The sequence below is a fragment of the Flavobacterium eburneipallidum genome (assembly GCF_027111355.2).
Classification (GTDB): Bacteria; Bacteroidota; Bacteroidia; order Flavobacteriales; family Flavobacteriaceae; genus Flavobacterium; species Flavobacterium eburneipallidum.
Window position 1 is genome coordinate 3134434 of the sequence record NZ_CP114291.2, and the last position, 17934, is coordinate 3152367.

Here is a 17934-nt window from a genome sequence, read left to right on the forward strand (position 1 = left end):
GAAATTTCACTAATTCAATTAATTAGTGAAATTATTTTTTAAATATTATGAATTGGTGACAATTCGTGTAATTCGTGGCTAAAATTTTAAAGACGTTTAATAAAGTCATCGAAATTCTTTGGCTTTTATTAATTATCTTTACCCACTTAAATTTATACACCCATAATAACGATACCTTTCGATGATAAACAACGAAGAACTTCACGACGAAATAGGAGATAATCACATTAGTTCATCTGCAAAAAATCCAGTAAGAGAAGACGCTTTTGATATTAGCGACGACCAAAAAATCGAAAAAATAAAAAAAGATGTAGAAAACATTTTGTTAACCCTTGGAATGGATTTAACAGACGATAGTCTAAAAGGAACTCCCAATCGTGTAGCCAAAATGTTTGTTAAAGAAATTTTTGGCGGTCTAAATCCTGCCAAAAAACCAAAAGCATCCACATTCGACAACAATTATAAATACGGCGAGATGTTGGTTGAAAAAAATATCACGCTCTACTCTACCTGCGAACACCATTTGTTACCTATAATTGGAAGAGCACACGTGGCTTATATTTCTAAAGGAACTGTAATTGGTTTGTCTAAAATGAACCGTATTGTAGAATATTATGCCAAAAGACCACAAGTTCAGGAGCGTTTGACAATGCAAATTGTACAGGAATTACAAGTTGCTCTTGGAACAGAAGATGTAGCTTGTGTAATTGATGCCAAACACCTTTGCGTAAACTCCAGAGGAATCAAAGACATCGAAAGTAGTACCGTAACTTCTGAATTTGGCGGAAAATTTAAAGAAGCACAAACTCGAAGAGAGTTCCTTGATTACATAAAATTAGACACGAAATTTTAAATAAAATGTTGATTCGTTGATTTGTTGATTCGGTAATTCGATAAACAAATAAACAAATAAACAAAAAAACATATGCCACTATACAAGTCACAAACCTTAAAAATATATAATTCTCTTTCGGGAGAAAAAGAAATTTTCACACCAATTCACGAAGGAAATGTGGGAATGTATGTTTGCGGGCCAACGGTTTATAGCAACGTACACCTAGGAAATGTGCGTACTTTTATGTCTTTCGACGTAATTTTTAGGTATTTTTTACATTTGGGTTACAAAACCCGTTATGTTCGAAATATTACCGACGTTGGGCATATTGTTGACGATGTAGATGATGGCGAAGATAAAATTGCAAAAAAAGCAAGATTAGAACAACTAGAACCCATGGAAGTGGTGCAACAATACACCGTTGATTTTCATGAGATTTTAAATTTATTCAACTTTTTACCACCAAGTATTGAACCAACAGCAACTGGTCATATTATTGAGCAAATCGAAATTGTCAAAAAAATTATTGACAAAGGATTGGCTTATGAAGTGAATGGTTCTGTTTATTTTGATGTTGTAAAATATAACGAAACTCATAATTACGGAATTTTAAGTGGTCGAAATATCGAAGATATGTTGGCCAATACTAGAGATTTAGACGGTCAAAGTGATAAAAAAAACGCACAGGATTTTGCCCTTTGGAAAAAAGCCGAGCCACAACATATCATGCGTTGGCCTTCGCCTTGGAGTGATGGTTTTCCGGGCTGGCATTTAGAATGTACTGCTATGAGTACTAAATATTTGGGCGAACATTTTGATATTCACGGTGGAGGAATGGATTTAAAATTCCCACATCACGAATGCGAAATCGCACAAAATGAAGCTTGTACAGGTCATACTCCAGTAAACTATTGGATGCATGCCAATATGTTGACTATGAACGGTAAGAAAATGGCAAAATCTACTGGAAATAACATCTTGCCAAGAGAGATTTTGACTGGTAATAATCCAAATATATCCAAAGCATTTTCACCAAGTGTAGCTCGATTTTTTATCCTACAAGCGCATTACAGAAGCAATCTTGATTTTACCAATGATGCTATTCTGGCTGCCGAAAAAGGTTTTTATAGATTGATGGAAGCTGTAGATGGATTGAAGGACATCAAGCCAAGTACTGCTTCTACTCTAGATATTGCAACTTGGAAGCAAAGCTGTTACGATGCGATGAATGACGATTTCAACAGTCCCATTTTAATTGCACAACTATTTGAAGGAGTACGTTTTATCAATTTATTAAAAGATAATTCGGCTACCACTACTGCCGATGATTTGAAAATACTTACCACTACTATACATTCTTTTGTTTTTGATGTTTTAGGTTTAAAAGACGAAAAAGCAGTTGGAAACAATAATGATAAACTAGAAGGTGTAATTCACATGCTTATCAATATGAGAATGGAAGCCAGAGCCAACAAAGACTTTGCTATGTCAGACCAAATCAGAGATCAGTTGATTGCTTTGGGAATTCAATTGAAAGACGGTAAGGAAGGAACTACTTTTAGTGTTCAGTAATCAGTGTACAGACTGAAGACTGATTACTGATTACTGAACACTGACAACTGAACACTGACAACTGAACACTTTAAAAGTATGCTAAACAAAATCCTCATCTATCCTTTTGTAGTTCTGGTTCGATTTTATCAAGCTGCTATATCGCCATTTTTACCATCTGCTTGCCGATTCGAACCTACTTGTTCCACTTATATGATTCAAGCTTTGCAACTTCACGGATTATTTTATGGTGGTTATTTGGGAATAAAACGAATATTGAGTTGTCATCCTTGGGGAAAAAGAGGTTACGATCCTGTTCCAAAAAAAAATTGTTCTCATAAAGATTAACTTTTTATAAAGACATACTTTACTATAAATTTTTATTTTTACAATCAATAAAAAAAATACCATGGCACACGCTTTAACTATAGTTTGGAATCCATCAGAAGGAATTGATCTCGGATTTTTCATCATTCGATATTACAGTTTGATGTTTGTAATCGCATTTGGATTGGGTTGGTACATCATGAAAAACATATTCGAACGTGAAAACGAACCCGTAGAAAAATTAGACACTTTGTTTATTTGGACCGTTTTATCTACTTTACTTGGCGCTCGTTTGGGTCATGTATTTTTTTATGATTGGGAATATTACCGCAATCATTTGGCTGAAATTCTGTTACCTTTCCGTTTCGAACCACAGTTTGAATTCACGGGTTTTCAAGGACTAGCTAGCCACGGAGCTGCTATTTCTATTATTGTGGCGATGTATTTCTATAGTAAAAATGTATTGAAAAGATCACAAATGTGGATTCTGGATCGAATCGTTATTCCAGTTGCAAGTGGTGCTATTTTTGTACGATTGGGAAATTTTTTCAACTCTGAAATCATTGGAAAAGAAACCAATTCAGCTTTCGGAATGAAATTCATAAGAGATTTTTACTCTCCAAAAGAGGCTATGAACGAAACACAAATTGCTAATCCAAACGATGCCTATAATGCCATAGCTACGAATCCTCAATTTGCTAACTTATTGCAACAAGTTCCCGTAAAACATCCTACACAATTGTACGAAGCCTTTGCTTATGTTTTCGTTTTTGCCATTTTGTTTTTCTTGTATTGGAAAACCGAAGCCAGAGAAAAAACAGGTTTCTTATTTGGTTTATTCCTAGTACTTTTATTCTCGGTTCGTATTGTAGTTGAATCGGTTAAAGAAAGTCAAGGCGGTTTCGAAAGCGCATTAGGATTGCTTTCCACAGGACAATGGTTAAGTATTCCGTTTATATTAATTGGTTTATATTTTGTTTTTATTGCGGAAAAAAGGATTAAGATATAATCCTAATTATTTTATAAAACACAAAACCTCGAAAGTTAAAATTAGCTTTCGAGGTTTTGTATTATACATTTAATGCAATTAATGGTTTCCTATTTCCTTCTGAAAAAGAACTACTCCAATTCTTTCAATATGTTCCAATAATTCTTTATTAGAAATTGTATGCTGAATGGATAAGTCTATTTTATAAGGTAATAATAAATCATCTAAATCATTTTCAATTTTTTGTTGAATTGTAAGATTTAAACCGGATCCTACCAAAGTCAAATCGATATCGGAAGCAGGTTTAAAATTACCTTTTGCACGAGAACCATAAAGAATTGCTTTTTCTACTTCTTGATAAAGTTTGAATACGGATTGAATTTTCTGTATATCCGAATTATCTAATCCAGTATCTATCATTGGTCAAAAAGATTTTGTTGACTTCCTGATTTCTTTTCTTCCATTACTTTTTTAAATTCAATAAAAGCGGGATAATACTCCTTTAGGATTTTATCATAAATCTCATTAGCCGTTGCTTCATTATAGGTATGTGATGTTTTATTTCTACTACTAATCATATCCATCCATATTTTACCATCAGTAATTAACTTTAACTGGAAAGCCTCTCGCGAAGCATCTCTTGATCCGCCAATAGTTGAGTTACCCTGATATTCAGCATAATCTTTCATTACATTCCACGCCAATTCATGAGTATATTCAAATCTTTGAATAAGCCCTTCTTTTATTAATTCATCCAAAATTTCATCCTCTAAAGATGCTTCAGAACTAAAATTATTTTGAATGTATTTTACGGATTGCTTTAATTTATCAACTGCTTTTATAAAATTCGAAAAGCGTTGTTCCCATCTTATATCTTGTTCCATATTTAAACTAATCGGTTACGAAGTTAAGTTTTTCAAGGTGTAATGCAAAAAATTGGAGTAATGTTTATTTATACCTTTTGAACTTTAAATAAATATTAAAAGATAGAAAAAGTCTCTTTTGTATTCTTTAATTCTCGAATCAAGCCTTCTCCTTCACAAACCCATCAATCACTTTTTGGTAATAATCAAAAGTCGTTTTGGCGATAGATTCCCAACTGAAAATTTTCAAAACACGTTCTCTTCCTGCTTTTCCCATCTGGGTAGCTAATGCTTCATCTTCCAACAAAATATTGACTTTAGCAGCAAATGCTTTTTGGAATGCTTCAGGATTGGCTGGATTAAAATCAGTCCTAGAAACACTTTCAAGTGGCACTAAATAACCCGTTTCGCCTTCGGTAATAATTTCTGGAATTCCGCCAACATGACTTCCTACTACTGGCGTTTCACAAGCCATAGCTTCGAGGTTGATGATTCCAAAAGGTTCGTACAAAGACGGACAAGCAAAGACACGAGCGTGACTGTACAAGACTTTTATTTTTTCACGAGGCAGCATTTCCGAGATTAGAATTACACCTTCTCTTTCTTTGCATAAATCAGCAATTAGGGCTTCGGTTTCTTCGGCGATTTCTTTGGTATCAGGAGCTCCGGCGCAAAGTACGATTTGACAATTTTTATTGAAATGTTTGGCTGCCGCAATCAATTGAGAAATTCCTTTTTGTCGAGTTATTCTTCCAACGAAAAGCACAAAAGGAATTTTCGGGTCAATACCGTATGCTGAAAGTAAGTTATCGTCAAAAGTAGGTTGGTAAAATTCAGGGTCAATTCCGTTATGAATTACGGTCACTTTTTCAGGATTTACGCCATAGGCTTCGACAACATCATCTTTCATTTGTTGACTCACCGCAATAATTCCATCGGCAGTGTTGTAAGCACTATTTTCGATCCAACGCGAAAGAAAATAACCATTTCCTAATTGTTCAACCTTCCACGGACGATGCGTTTCTAAACTATGTGTGGTCAAAATCAAAGGGGATTGCAACAATTCACGAGTCATAATTCCAGCCAAATGCGTGTACCAAGTATGACAATGAATCACATCGGCTTGTGGCGTAGCTTGCGACATTTCGACATTTCGACTCATATTGTGAAACATCTTAATATGCGGATTGCTATCGTCCACCATTTTAGTCAGTGAAGAATTAATTCCTTCCACGTGCATACTTTCGGTATTAACGGATTGGTCGCCAAAACAACGGACTTCAACTTGTGCCAGCTTGGCTAATTCTTGGCTTAAAAAATCAATATGTACGCCTGCTCCACCATAAATATTAGGCGGAAATTCATTGGTAAAAAGTGCTATTTTCATCTTCAAAATGTTTTTTGAAATATAGTAATTATATGAATGAAAATGTTTTTTTTGACCGCAAATTTTAGAAAAATAGAATTTGGAAAAATATTTTTTGCCACAGATTTGAAAGATTAAAAAGATTTCAAATCAACAGACGTATTAATCTGTGAAAATCTGCGTAATCTGTGGCAGATTTTCGTGTAGTTCAAACAAAAAAAACGCCTACTGTTTAAATAGACGTTTTTTAGAATTAAATGGCAACTTTTTATTTTTTCAATCGAGCTTTGAAAATCTTTTCAAATTTCTCAATTTTAGGCTGAATGACCATTCTACAATAAGGTTCACTTTTATTATTTTCATAATAATTCTGGTGATAGTCTTCGGCTTTGTAAAATTCTTTCAACGGTTCCAAAGTGGTTACAATTGGACTAGAAAATACTTTTTCGGTATTCAATTGATCGATAATTGATTTTGCTGCTTTCTTTTGTTCTTCATTTTTATAAAAAATAGACGAACGGTATTGTGTTCCCACATCAGCACCTTGACGATTCAATGTTGTTGGATCGTGAACCGTGAAAAACACTTTAAAAATTTCGTCTAAATTGGTTTTTGTTTTGTCATAAGTAACCTGAACAACTTCGGCATGACCGGTTTCGCCAGTACAAACTTCCTTGTAAGTTGGATTGGCATTTATTCCTCCAGTAAATCCAGAAACAACTGATTTTACTCCGTCTAATTTTTCGTAAACTGCTTCCACACACCAATAGCAACCACCACCTAAAGTTATGGTTTCTAAATTATTATTATCTGGTGATGCTGTTACAACATTATCTGGAGCGAAATCCAAGGCAATGGAATTCATGCAATATCTCTTTCCTGTTGGTGCTGGTCCATCGTCAAAAAGATGTCCTAAATGTCCGTCACATCTTCCACAAAGAGCTTCAATTCGTTTCATTCCATACGAATTGTCTTCTTTGTAAACTACGCTATTTTTGTTTTCTTGTTCAAAAAAACTGGGCCATCCGCAACTGCTAGCAAATTTTTGATCGGAACGGAATAATTTATTGCCGCAAGCTGCACAATAATACGTTCCTTTGGCATCTGCATTCCAAAGTTTACCTGTAAAAGCTCTTTCGGTATCGGCATTTCTGGAAACGGCATACAAATCTGGAGAAAGTACTTTTTTCCATTCGGCATCAGATACATTAAGTTTTGTGGTGTCGGTATTAGAATAATAAGGGTTTTCAGGTTTGCTAATTGTGTTTGCCATAACTGTTGATTTTGAAGATGATTCTGTTTTAGTGGTTTGTCCGCACGCATTTAATGCAAATAAAGACAATAGCATCAAATAATTAAAAATATTTTTCATAGTTCTTTAAATTACAGTGTAAATTTACAATGATATACGCTGTAAAATGTCGTCCAGATTGCAAAAGAGTTTCATTTAAGGAAAGTTTAACGATTGTTGCAGTTTTAAAAATCAGAATTCCCAATTTCTTTTTTCGTATTTTTGACCAGCTAAAACAGAATATGGAAGAAGAGAATGTAATATTGGTAAACCCAAATGACGAGCAAATTGGCTTAATGCCCAAAATGGAGGCTCACGAAAAAGCAGTTTTGCATCGTGCCTTTTCGGTTTTTGTATTGAATGACAAAAACGAAGTTATGCTCCAACAACGAGCACATCACAAATACCATTCTCCGCTATTATGGACCAACACTTGTTGCAGTCATCAGCGTGATGGCGAAACCAATCTTCAAGCGGGAAACCGCAGATTATATGAAGAAATGGGTTTTGGAACCGAGTTGAAAGAATTATTCCATTTCATTTATAAAGCACCATTTGATAACGGCTTGACCGAACACGAACTCGATCACGTAATGATTGGGTATTACAATGAAGAACCAAAAATAAATTCCGAAGAAGTAGAAAATTGGAAATGGATGAGTATTGAAGATGTTCAAAAAGACATGCAAATACATCCCGAGGTTTATACGGTTTGGTTCAAAATTATTTTCGATCAATTTTATCATTATCTAGAAGAACACAAGATTTAAGATTGCAGTGTTCAGTGTTCAGAATTCACAAATCCAAAATTACCATGAGAGTTACCATTTCTAGAAAAGCACATTTCAACGCAGCGCATCGATTGTATCGAAAAGATTGGACTTTCGAACAAAATGATGCCGTTTTTGGTAAATGCAATAATCCTAATTTTCACGGGCACAATTACGAATTAATTGTAAGTGTTACAGGAGCCATCAATCCAGAAACGGGTTATGTAATGGATGTGAAAGATTTGAGTGATTTAATATTAGAAGAAGTCGAAAAACCTTTCGATCATAAAAACCTGAATTTAGACGTTCCCGAATTTGAAAATCTGAATCCCACTGCCGAAAATATAGTAGTTGTTATTTGGAACAAAATCAGAAAAAGAATTCAATCTCAATTGGATTTAGAAGTCGTTCTTTATGAAACTCCAAGAAATTTTGTAACTTATAAAGGCGAATAATGGCACTTCAAATAGGCGATAGAATTCCTGAATTTTCAGCAAAAAACCAAAATGGAAATTCTTTTGAAAGTGCTTCAATTATTGGCAAAAAACCAGTTGTGATTTATTTTTACCCCAAAGACAACACTCCGGGTTGCACGACTCAAGCCTGCGGTTTTCGAGACCAATACGAAGATTTCAAGGATTTAGGAGCCGAAGTTATCGGAATTAGTAGCGATAGTATTGCTTCTCACGAAAAATTTGCACAACAATACAAACTCCCTTTTATTCTACTTGCTGATTCAGACAAAAAAATCAGAAATCTCTTTGGAGTAAAATCCAATTTATTTGGATTAATTCCAGGACGAGTCACTTATGTGGCAGACCAAAACGGAATTGTTCGCTTGATTTTTGACAGCATGATGGCAACAAATCATATACCAAAGGCATTGGAAGCTGTTCAGAAAATGATTTCATAAAAACATCATAAATAATAATGCCAACTATCAAATTTTTTATTTTATTTTAGCATTTTACTTCCAAAGCCTAAAAAAAACAGGGAGATACACTTGAAAAAAACATACTCATGAATTTATATCCATTACAATTTGAACCCATTTTAAAAGAAAGAATTTGGGGCGGTCAAAAATTAAACACTTTATTAAACAAGCCAATTACATCTACTATTACAGGAGAAAGCTGGGAAATATCCACGGTTACAGGTGATGTAAGCGTTGTGACTAACGGAAGTTTGGCAGGTCAATCATTAAATGATTTAATTGATTCTAATCCCGAAGGCGTTTTAGGAACAGAAGTCTATCAGCAATTTGGCAAACAATTTCCTTTGCTTTTCAAATATTTGGATGCAAGAGAAGATTTGTCAATACAAGTTCATCCTAACGATGAATTAGCCCAAAAACGTCACAATTCTTTTGGAAAAACCGAAATGTGGTATGTGCTACAAGCTGATACCGATGCGAGAATCATCGTTGGATTCAAAGAAAAATCCAATGCCGAGGAATATGTAGAAAATCTAAAAAACAAAACCCTACTTTCTATTTTGGACGATGTAAAAGTAGCAGAAGGCGATGTTTTCTTTTTAGAAACAGGAACGGTTCATGCCATTGGAGCTGGACTAGTCATAGCCGAAATTCAACAAACATCGGACATCACCTATCGTTTGTATGATTTTGAAAGAACAGATGCGGCTGGAAATCAAAGAGAACTACACGTAGATTTGGCTTTGGACGCTATCAATTATAATAAAGTTGATACTTATAAAAAATACAGCAAAAACGACAATCAATCTAATACTGTTGTGGATTGTCCTTATTTCACGACTAATTTTATTCCATTGGACGGAAAAATTGAAGTAAGTAAAACAGGAAATACCTTTACGGTTTATATGTGTGTAGGTGGTGATTTGGAAATAGAATATGAAGGAACAAAATACCAATATAAAAAAGGAGACACACTATTAATTCCAGCTGCCTTGAAGAATTTCACCTTAAGCGGAAAAGCTTCACTATTAGAAATCTACATTTCATAGCAGCTAATAGAAAGATTATGTGTACTTTTGCAATCGCAAATTAAAATTAAAAATAAAATGGCAAACGTTAAGAATTTAAAGAAAGACATCAACTACGTTTTAGGAGATATTATTGAGGCAGTTTACTTGTTCGAACTTACAACAACTGGACAACCAACTACAGAAACTAACGCTTTGATTGACGAAGCTATTGCAGCTTTTGATGTTTTGATCACAAAAGTAAACGCAAAAAACGTTGAAAATAAAAAAGCACATTTCAAACAAATCAATGTTGAATTGGAACAAACTGCTAATCAATTAATTGCTAAAATCAACGGATTGCAGTAAAAAAAAGTTGCAAAAAAGTTTGAATTTATTTTGGAAAAACGAAATTCAGACTTATATTTGCACCCGTAATGAGTCGCCAGCGTAGCTCAGTTGGCTAGAGCAGCTGATTTGTAATCAGCAGGTCGTGGGTTCGAGTCCCTCCGCCGGCTCTTTAAGAAAACCATCTAATGAAAATTAGGTGGTTTTTTCGTTTTTATACTATTTCTCCTAAATTCTTTTTTGTGTTCAAAAAGTTCTCGGCTGCGCTCGAACTGACAATTGGAGTTTTTTATCTCCGTAATGCTATTATCTATTTTGAGTTTTTCTATTTTCAAAATAATAGTTCAAATAAAAAGCAAATAAAAACACCAAAACTGGTCGTACTGGAAAAACATAACGCTGCTCGGAATGAAAGATAAAAACATACAACAGTGACCAACTCCAAAGCAAGATAAACGGTATTACGATTTGACTTTTCTTTTGTTTAATCAAAACTACAATGGCTGCTATTGAAAAGAAAATCAAAATATAATTAATAGTATTGATAAAAATATGAATTCCCCATTTTACTAAATTACTCTTATTCGATTTCATCAATGGCGAAATAATAAAGCTTTGCGACTGGAAGAATTTCAATCCATATTGCCTCAAAGTAAGTCCAGGATTATCGACAATATCATTGATTACCCATTGGATATAATAATCGGTTTTATCTAACTTATTAGCATCGCAAATAGAATCTAATTCATCTCTTTTGGCTAAATTATTTATATAATCCGAAGATTCAAATCCGTCCTTACCGTGTTGTGGCAACCAGTTGAAGGGTTCGCCCCGCAATTCGAAACGAGACCAAAGGATGTGTTTTCTAAAGATGTCTTTTTTGAATGCACCGTCTGTATTATTAATTTTTGTTTCAACAACTCCTAACAAAATCATCATTAGACTCAAAGAGGAAATAAAAATAATTTTGTTTTTCCACTCGAATTTTGTTGTTAAAAAATAGACCGAAAATAAAATTAAAAATGGCAATAAATTAGGTCGTGTTCCAGCCAAAATTACCAACGAAAAAGCAAGAATCAAAAAATATTTTACCGATTTAAAATCAAAACATATCTTTACCCAAGCATATAAAAAGAGAGAAACGGCAAAGAATGCGGCACTTTCTGCCAAAATCCCCATAGCGTAATAAGCATGAATTGGAAAAAGATTTAAAAGAATTATAGCCCAAAATTTGGGTTTATTAGAAAACCCCATTAAATCAAAAGCAGCAAATAAATATTTTACAGCTAAACAAGTTGCCAAACTATTAAAAACGATACCTGAAAGATAAAAAATAGTATCATTATGAAAAACATAAACCAAGGAATAAGGCGTTAGATAATAAAACAAACTAAACAATCCCTTGTCGATACGGACATTCCCCTTAAATCCGTTTAAGATATATTCTATAAGTTGAATGGTTCCCTCGTGGTATTCGCCGTCGCCAAAAGGTTTGGGTTTGAAGGGTAAAAAGTAAAACACAAAACAAACTAATGCTGTTATCCACACAGGGTATTTAACTACAAAATCAATTATTTTCTTCATTATTATCTAATGCTCTTTTATTTAAAATAAAAATCTTCTTTGCAACAAGGGTTACTGGGTAAAGGTATTTTATTATCGAAAAGTAATCAAATTTTAATTTGATATAAATTATTTACACAAACAAAAAAAATCCCCAAGAATTAATTCTTGGGGATTTACAACAAAATTAAAATTACCTATTATTTAACGATTTTCACTACTTGAGAACCACTGTTTGAATTAATTTTCAGCACATAAACACCCGAAGTCATTCCTGAAACATTTACTTCTTCAATCGTATTTTTCACTTCTTTTTTTAATAATTGTTTACCATCCAATCCGAACAATTCCATTGTTGCATTTTCTACTGTTGTAGGTACTGATACAAAAAATTGATTGTTAACTACTGGATTTGGATATACTTTAACGTCAAGCATTTTGTTTTCATTAACACCTAAAGTTGCTAAATTAATTTCATTAGAAGCAAGACCCAAACCTCCCATTGAATTAGCAGCCCTAACCGTATATTTACCAGTTGAAGTTCCGTTAGGGATTGTATAAGAATTTGTGGTTACAAAATCCACAAAAACATCATCCTTCATTACTGCCCAACCCAACACATAATTATTATCAGCCCAAGTTAGTGATGTAGCATTTTTAGCGATAACTGGTGCCGTAATTTGATCCGTGTAAAGTTTAGGTTGCCACGCATCTACTCCATTCAAAACATTATCCAAAGTATAATTGGCTGCTTGAGTAGGCGTCAATTTAGGATTTAAAACCACAGAACCACCGCTTCCATTAGAATAATTGGTTTTTCTATTAGATAAATCGACTAAACTTCCTGTACTTGTCATTGTGTTGTATTCCGCATAAACTGATGGTAAAGCTCCCCATTCGGACCATCCATCTGCTTTAGATAATTTCTTCATAGTAGTATTTAGAAAAGCTACTTTAGGACTATTTTGCCATGGACGACCTAAACTGTATCCTCCATTATTAATATCAAATCCATCGATAGTACAATTATTAAAAACATAACCCCAATTTGTTGTTGTTGAAGCTGCCGTAATAACATTTCCAGATCTATTTTCAAGATATATAGTACACTCATTAAAGAACACATCACCACCGCCAAATATAAAATCTACGGTTCCGTGAATTTCACTATTTTCTAAATAAATTCTGTTACCTCCTGTATAAAAAGTATCTTGATTACTCAACAATTTTACATTTTTATAAATGTTTTTATTTCCTTGATCATGAAGTGCAACTGCTCTACCACTAAAAACACCTTTACGATAATCCATTTTGTTCAAAATAGTTATGTCTTGCATATAAATATTAGTTGAACTACTCAAAAAATTAATAGTTGGCGTTGTTCCAATTCCTTCGTTTGCCGCTAATGGTTCATTAAAAAGCACCACTCCATCGGCACTTTGTCCAATGTATGATACATTTGGAATACCTATGACTGTTTTTTGGGTAGCATCTCCAGTTGTATTTCCTAAATCGTATTGTCCGTTAGGGAAAAATATGAAATAACGTTCTCCACTTGCCGAAGCCGCTTGAGCTGCTGCTTTTGCTGCTGCAAAATTACCATCTACACCCACAATAAAATCATATTTTTTCTTGGTTACAGTTGGTTTATTTAATGTTGTAAAACCAAAAGAAATAGGCGTTGTCATTGTATTTCCAGACAAATCAGACACTTTATTTCCTGCAAGCGTAAAAGTATAATTAGTATTATAATCTAATGCTGCGTAAGGAAAACTAATCGTTTTTCCAGAAACTTCAGGAGTCAAGGTTTTACTACCTAATGTAGCGGTTGTTCCTGCAAGTATTTGAACTTTTTCATCAAAATTAAGTACAATTTTTCCGCTAGAAGAAGCACCCGTAGCTGCATTTGCTGGAACCGAACTGGTTAATACTGGAGCAATTCCATCATTAACAATGGCTTGTGAGCCAAATACATAAATCTCTGAAAGAGAAGTACCATCATTAGTCGTTCCTGAACCTACTCTAGGGGAGGTGTAATCTGGAATCCAACGAACATATACCAGTGGCTTGTTATTAGCATCTGCTGGTAATGTGAATGTTTGGTCATACCAAGTTTGTGCAGCTGCTAAATTGTAAGTTCCCAATGTTGTAAAATTTACACCATCTAACGAATATTCCATTTTTTGTACAGTGTGCGCTACATAATTATACAACATCCCAGCTTTTACACTCATATTAACAAAATCAGAAGCATTAAAACTAATTTGATAATAATACAATTCATCAATTAATTTCCAGTTTACAGCAGATCCTCTTCCGTAATTACCAGCTGCAGCTACAATTGATTTATCCAACCAACCACTAGCCGTACCGTCTGCTTTTCGCATTACTAGCGAAGCGGCTGTATTATCAGGTTTAGAAGCAAAATCAGCTACACGACCTGAACCTCCAGCTTTGTAAAAATCCCAACCTACTACATAATCTATCGTACTATAAACGGCGTTTACAGTTCTTGCTTGATCCATTTTTACAGTTAGTTCAGAAGTAGTTTCGCCAGTTCCCCAATTAGAAAAACTAAATATCGAATTAGCATTAGCCTTGATAGTTACATTAGTTCCGTCTTCATACATTCTTTGTCCTCCTACCATTGTTCCCGCAGGTGTTGGCACCACCATATAATCACTACCTGCTGTTTGTGTTAAATTTAACGCATAAGTATTTATAGGAGTATAAACAGCTTTAAGATTGGTATTAGCTGTTAATGTAAACGTATATGGATTGGCTGTAGCCACTTGTACCCCTGATCCATTTTCCCAATGAGAGAATGCGTATCCAAAATTTCTTGTCGCTGTTAGTGTTATAGAAGTCCCCGAATCATGTGTTGTTCCTACTGGAAAAGTCGCAACACTACCTCCAGCAGTAGGGGAATTAGACGTGATAACATCATAAGGAACGACTGTTTGAATCGTTCCGCTCACAGTTCCGTTTACTATCACTTTAGAAAGCCCAACATCCTTTGCAGAACCCAAACTGTGAATATAAACCTGTAGTGTACATTCTTTGGTAGAAGCTGGCAAGTTTAATGATGCTAAATCAATGTTTACCGAAGTAGTATTATCTCCAGCAACTATTGCATTATCTCTTCCTGGTTTGATATTGGCTTGAATCAAAGTTGAAACGGTATTAGTCCCATCATTTGACTTCCAATATAAATCAATAAGACCCGATCCTGTACCAAAACGTAAACATTTGAAAGAAATTGAAGTAGGTTTGAAACTCAATCCTGTTACGTTGGTTATATTAAAAGCTAATAAATTACTTGGAACAGCTCCTGTTGGCGTATTACCAGAAGCTACAGCAGCTTTCAATTTAGTAAAAGTAAGACCTGATAAAGTAGGATCGGCAGTTACTGTAGTTGCATTTGGAGTTGCCTTTCCGTTATAAACATTACTTGCACCCAAAGTAATATAATCGGGTTTAAAATAGGAAGCTGTAGAAGCTGATCCTGAATAAGTGGCAATCTGCCCTGCTGCACCTGAATCAAAAGGCCAAGTAATTGTGGCTGATTCATTTACAGTTTGTGCAATCGATTGACCACACAAACTTAAAAAAAGGAGATTCAAGACCACAAAAGCCCATCTCCTACTAAAAGTAGTTTTGATTTTCATAAAATTTTGGTTTGGTTAATTAATAGTTAGTAAAATTGTCAATATCGTTTTACAGCAAATATTTTTATTTAAAAAAAACATTTAATGCCGTAAAAGTACTTTTTTTTTTCACATAATACATTTTTAAACCAAATATTTTAAACATAAATCATTGATTATTTGTACTTTACAGAACAGCACACTAAACAGAACAGAACAGATTGTTGTACTGAAAAAAAATCAAGAAATTCTTTTAGCATTGAAAATGAAGTATTTATTTATTTTTAATTAAGAAAAATCATTTATGATTGTTTCCTTAAAAAATATTGACACAGTTATTCAAAAAAAAAATCGTCTTAAAAGAAAGTTTTTGTGCTTGTAGTAAATGTAATAACAAAACTAATCAAGTTTAAAAATTACAATCAAAAAATGGATGATTGCTGTTTTTTGTAACAGAAAATATCCTTTTTATATAATTCTTCGGATGCAAATATTCGTTACTCCAATTTAGATTATTATTCCCCATTTCGAGGTATTTTTTATCTTTTAATAGATAGTCAATTTTGTCTGGTAATTCCAAATAAGAAGAGCGACTTGATAATTTTTCATAATTAATATGTTCTTCAAAATTATCAACTGCAACATTTAATGGAGTAGAAATCACGGCTTTTCCAAACAATAGATATTCGCCTATCTTCCAACCAGGTGTGTCTTTTAATCCATCGTCGGCAATTCCAATATCGGATTTTTTTAAAACTTTATAGTATTCTTTTATAGAAGTTTGCTTTGCATCTAATAGTAAATCAGGTGCTAATTTAGAAGACAAACCATCTGGAAATAATCCAACTAATACCTTCTCGAAATGTTTTTTTATAATCCTGCAAGATTCAATTCGGAATTCATTTTGCAATCTTCGGCGTTCTTTTTCATCTGGATCAATATGATTATCTGGATTCCACAATCGAGTATAAAAAATGACTCTGCCTTGATTATCACTTACATTTTTCGGCAATTTTCTAATATCCATCGCATTGTGTGACGAATTAGTAAAGGCATTAAAATAATCCAAAGACCGAATAATTTCAATTCGATTGGCTTTATTGACCAAATCATTACCTTTGAATTTAGTCAGCAAAAACAATGATTTATAGGAATAATTTGCCTGAAAATTTAATGGGTAAACATTCTCTTTTACATCACTAATTCGCAATGATCTTTTGAAATAATAATGATACTTTTTAGGATCATCTAAAAAAGAACTATCATCAGAATAATCCAAATAATAAGTAAAATTATTAAAGTAAAGAACGACTCCATTCCAAGAAACCGCAGGATTCATTTGAATGTCAAATTCTATATTATTTTCTTGACAAAAATAAAAACACGAAAAAATAATCATGTTGTGATGCGGTATCCAATGATGAATTTCTAATCTCATGATTATGAATTTATTTTTGGTTTATTACAAAACAAACTCCACCAGCCAATGGTTCTTCCCATGGCTTCGGTAAAGGCTTCCTTCTTTTTACTGCTGGTCAATGCGTTCGAAAATCGTATCACAGTCAACAAAATGGTAATTAAATGCCATTTCAATTGGGCCTTGAAGGATGGTCTTGGATTCTTGACTCTCCAAACATACCAACCGTTTCTGACCACCATTTTCCCATATTGGTATTGATTGGGTCTTCCAGAGGGATGATGAAAATGACTCAATTGTGCTTTGGTATTGATAGCATTTTTGCCAAATTGTAAGGCACGGATACTAAAATCAGCGTCTTCATACAATCCATAACCTTCAAAATAAGAAGAAAACGAAATAGCATCTAGCACTTTTTTGCGAAAAGCAAAAGACATTCCTATTAACAAATCTACTTCATAAGTCTTTCCATTCAACGGAAATCCACAAGTTTTTCCATGTGAATAATCAGGCATTCTACCTGGTCCTAAATGGGATTGTAATCCTAGATAATTCCGAACCACATTGCGCTGTCCTTCTTTATAAACATAGCCTTCCCATTGATAGTAGCGGTAAGAATCGTACTTTTTGTTAGGTTCTGCTAAACTCCAAGCGTTTTCATTTAATGCTACTCCAGCCACACCCGAAATAGCTTGATTATCCACAAAAGTTTGTATTAATTCTTTGAAATAGTTTTTTTCTAAAATAGTATCATCATCCAAGAACGCAATAACATCTATAGCGTTTCCTGCTTTTTTCACACCATAATTTCGTTGTTTCGTCAATCCCCGATGCTCTGCTGGAACGGAAAAATACTGCAAGTTTTGAAACTGATTTTGCTCTAAAATTGATTCGGTTTCTTGATTTGTAGAACCATCAATAATGAGAATTTCATCAGGATATAAAGTTTGCACCTCAACGGATTGCAACAATTGCAAAACCGATTGTGGACGTATATAGGTACAAATAATCAGGGAGAATTTCATAC

Annotated in this window: 17 protein-coding genes and 1 tRNA gene; 10 read left to right on the top strand and 8 right to left on the bottom strand. The window is 33.8% G+C overall.

The window, feature by feature from the left end; genetic code table 11:
• Positions 1-181 precede the first annotated feature (181 nt).
• The 4 genes from folE (at position 182) to lgt (ending at position 3722) form a co-directional block, all read left to right on the top strand.
• The gene (gene folE / locus OZP15_RS13225) at positions 182-853 is read left to right on the top strand and encodes a GTP cyclohydrolase I FolE (RefSeq protein WP_281336350.1); all 672 of its coding nucleotides are present in this window, start codon (positions 182-184) and stop codon (positions 851-853) included.
• A 72-nt stretch (positions 854-925) separates the two neighbouring features.
• On the top strand, positions 926-2407 hold the full coding sequence (gene cysS / locus OZP15_RS13230; RefSeq protein WP_281336351.1) for a cysteine--tRNA ligase: 1482 nt from the start codon (positions 926-928) through the stop codon (positions 2405-2407).
• 78 nt (positions 2408-2485) lie between these two features.
• The gene (gene yidD, locus OZP15_RS13235) at positions 2486-2734 is read left to right on the top strand and encodes a membrane protein insertion efficiency factor YidD (protein WP_281336352.1); all 249 of its coding nucleotides are present in this window, start codon (positions 2486-2488) and stop codon (positions 2732-2734) included.
• Positions 2735-2795: 61 nt separating this feature from the next.
• Positions 2796-3722: a prolipoprotein diacylglyceryl transferase gene (gene lgt / locus OZP15_RS13240; protein ID WP_269225914.1), complete on the top strand. Its 927-nt coding sequence runs from the start codon at positions 2796-2798 to the stop codon at positions 3720-3722.
• A gap of 78 nt (positions 3723-3800) precedes the next feature.
• On the opposite strand, the gene OZP15_RS13245 is transcribed toward lgt, so the two are convergent.
• The 4 genes from OZP15_RS13245 to OZP15_RS13260 all read right to left on the bottom strand — a co-directional run bounded on the left by OZP15_RS13245 (position 3801) and on the right by OZP15_RS13260 (position 7278).
• Entirely contained in the window at positions 3801-4121 is a 321-nt protein-coding gene (locus OZP15_RS13245) for a nucleotidyltransferase domain-containing protein (protein WP_269225915.1), read from the bottom strand.
• A complete protein-coding gene (locus tag OZP15_RS13250) occupies positions 4118-4585 on the bottom strand; it encodes a nucleotidyltransferase substrate binding protein (protein WP_269225916.1) in 468 nt (155 codons plus the stop codon). Before OZP15_RS13250 ends, OZP15_RS13245 begins: the two co-directional genes overlap by 4 nt.
• Positions 4586-4724: 139 nt before the next feature.
• Positions 4725-5951 (bottom strand): glycogen synthase, encoded by a 1227-nt coding sequence (gene glgA / locus OZP15_RS13255; protein ID WP_281336353.1) that lies wholly within the window; start codon positions 5949-5951, stop codon positions 4725-4727.
• 247 nt (positions 5952-6198) lie between these two features.
• On the bottom strand, positions 6199-7278 hold the full coding sequence (locus OZP15_RS13260; RefSeq protein ID WP_432419390.1) for a bifunctional methionine sulfoxide reductase B/A protein: 1080 nt from the start codon (positions 7276-7278) through the stop codon (positions 6199-6201).
• A gap of 185 nt (positions 7279-7463) precedes the next feature.
• Between OZP15_RS13260 and idi the strand changes: the two genes are divergently transcribed.
• The 6 genes from idi to OZP15_RS13290 all read left to right on the top strand — a co-directional run bounded on the left by idi (position 7464) and on the right by OZP15_RS13290 (position 10450).
• A complete protein-coding gene (gene idi, locus OZP15_RS13265; protein ID WP_269227945.1) occupies positions 7464-7991 on the top strand; it encodes an isopentenyl-diphosphate Delta-isomerase in 528 nt (175 codons plus the stop codon).
• 44 nt (positions 7992-8035) lie between these two features.
• On the top strand, positions 8036-8446 hold the full coding sequence (locus OZP15_RS13270) for a 6-pyruvoyl trahydropterin synthase family protein (protein ID WP_281336355.1): 411 nt from the start codon (positions 8036-8038) through the stop codon (positions 8444-8446).
• Positions 8446-8904, top strand: a complete 459-nt coding sequence (locus OZP15_RS13275; protein ID WP_269225919.1) for a peroxiredoxin — start codon at positions 8446-8448, stop codon at positions 8902-8904. The genes OZP15_RS13270 and OZP15_RS13275 overlap by 1 nt, the downstream gene beginning before the upstream one ends.
• 101 nt (positions 8905-9005) lie before the next feature.
• Entirely contained in the window at positions 9006-9974 is a 969-nt protein-coding gene (locus OZP15_RS13280) for a type I phosphomannose isomerase catalytic subunit (protein ID WP_269227946.1), read from the top strand.
• Positions 9975-10031: 57 nt separating this feature from the next.
• A complete protein-coding gene (locus OZP15_RS13285) occupies positions 10032-10301 on the top strand; it encodes a hypothetical protein (protein ID WP_269225920.1) in 270 nt (89 codons plus the stop codon).
• 75 nt (positions 10302-10376) lie between these two features.
• Positions 10377-10450 (top strand) — tRNA-Thr (locus OZP15_RS13290).
• A 136-nt stretch (positions 10451-10586) separates the two neighbouring features.
• On the opposite strand, the gene OZP15_RS13295 is transcribed toward OZP15_RS13290, so the two are convergent.
• From OZP15_RS13295 to OZP15_RS13310, 4 genes are all read right to left on the bottom strand, one after another.
• Positions 10587-11864 carry a hypothetical protein gene (locus tag OZP15_RS13295; protein ID WP_269225921.1) on the bottom strand — a complete coding sequence of 426 codons (1278 nt, stop codon included), beginning with the start codon at positions 11862-11864 and terminating at the stop codon, positions 10587-10589.
• A 179-nt stretch (positions 11865-12043) separates the two neighbouring features.
• A complete protein-coding gene (locus OZP15_RS13300) occupies positions 12044-15511 on the bottom strand; it encodes a pectinesterase family protein (protein ID WP_281336356.1) in 3468 nt (1155 codons plus the stop codon).
• Between the two features lie 388 nt (positions 15512-15899).
• Positions 15900-16928, bottom strand: a complete 1029-nt coding sequence (locus OZP15_RS13305) for a hypothetical protein (RefSeq protein ID WP_281336357.1) — start codon at positions 16926-16928, stop codon at positions 15900-15902.
• A 2-nt stretch (positions 16929-16930) separates the two neighbouring features.
• Positions 16931-17932: a glycosyltransferase family 2 protein gene (locus tag OZP15_RS13310; RefSeq protein WP_281336358.1), complete on the bottom strand. Its 1002-nt coding sequence runs from the start codon at positions 17930-17932 to the stop codon at positions 16931-16933.
• Positions 17933-17934 lie beyond the last annotated feature (2 nt).

Bases quoted from the DNA above. Each gene is read 5' to 3' on its own strand.
- folE (WP_281336350.1), top strand. From the start codon at position 182: ATGATAAACAACGAAGAACTTCACGACGAAATAGGAGATAATCACATT.
- idi (WP_269227945.1), top strand. From the start codon at position 7,464: ATGGAAGAAGAGAATGTAATATTGGTAAACCCAAATGACGAGCAAATT.
- OZP15_RS13285 (WP_269225920.1), top strand. From the start codon at position 10,032: ATGGCAAACGTTAAGAATTTAAAGAAAGACATCAACTACGTTTTAGGA.
- glgA (WP_281336353.1), bottom strand. From the start codon at position 5,951: ATGAAAATAGCACTTTTTACCAATGAATTTCCGCCTAATATTTATGGT.
- OZP15_RS13295 (WP_269225921.1), bottom strand. From the start codon at position 11,864: ATGAAGAAAATAATTGATTTTGTAGTTAAATACCCTGTGTGGATAACA.
- lgt (WP_269225914.1), top strand. From the start codon at position 2,796: ATGGCACACGCTTTAACTATAGTTTGGAATCCATCAGAAGGAATTGAT.
- OZP15_RS13305 (WP_281336357.1), bottom strand. From the start codon at position 16,928: ATGAGATTAGAAATTCATCATTGGATACCGCATCACAACATGATTATT.
- yidD (WP_281336352.1), top strand. From the start codon at position 2,486: ATGCTAAACAAAATCCTCATCTATCCTTTTGTAGTTCTGGTTCGATTT.
- cysS (WP_281336351.1), top strand. From the start codon at position 926: ATGCCACTATACAAGTCACAAACCTTAAAAATATATAATTCTCTTTCG.
- OZP15_RS13275 (WP_269225919.1), top strand. From the start codon at position 8,446: ATGGCACTTCAAATAGGCGATAGAATTCCTGAATTTTCAGCAAAAAAC.
- OZP15_RS13270 (WP_281336355.1), top strand. From the start codon at position 8,036: ATGAGAGTTACCATTTCTAGAAAAGCACATTTCAACGCAGCGCATCGA.
- OZP15_RS13300 (WP_281336356.1), bottom strand. From the start codon at position 15,511: ATGAAAATCAAAACTACTTTTAGTAGGAGATGGGCTTTTGTGGTCTTG.
- OZP15_RS13260 (WP_432419390.1), bottom strand. From the start codon at position 7,278: ATGCTATTGTCTTTATTTGCATTAAATGCGTGCGGACAAACCACTAAA.
- OZP15_RS13310 (WP_281336358.1), bottom strand. From the start codon at position 17,932: ATGAAATTCTCCCTGATTATTTGTACCTATATACGTCCACAATCGGTT.
- OZP15_RS13250 (WP_269225916.1), bottom strand. From the start codon at position 4,585: ATGGAACAAGATATAAGATGGGAACAACGCTTTTCGAATTTTATAAAA.
- OZP15_RS13245 (WP_269225915.1), bottom strand. From the start codon at position 4,121: ATGATAGATACTGGATTAGATAATTCGGATATACAGAAAATTCAATCC.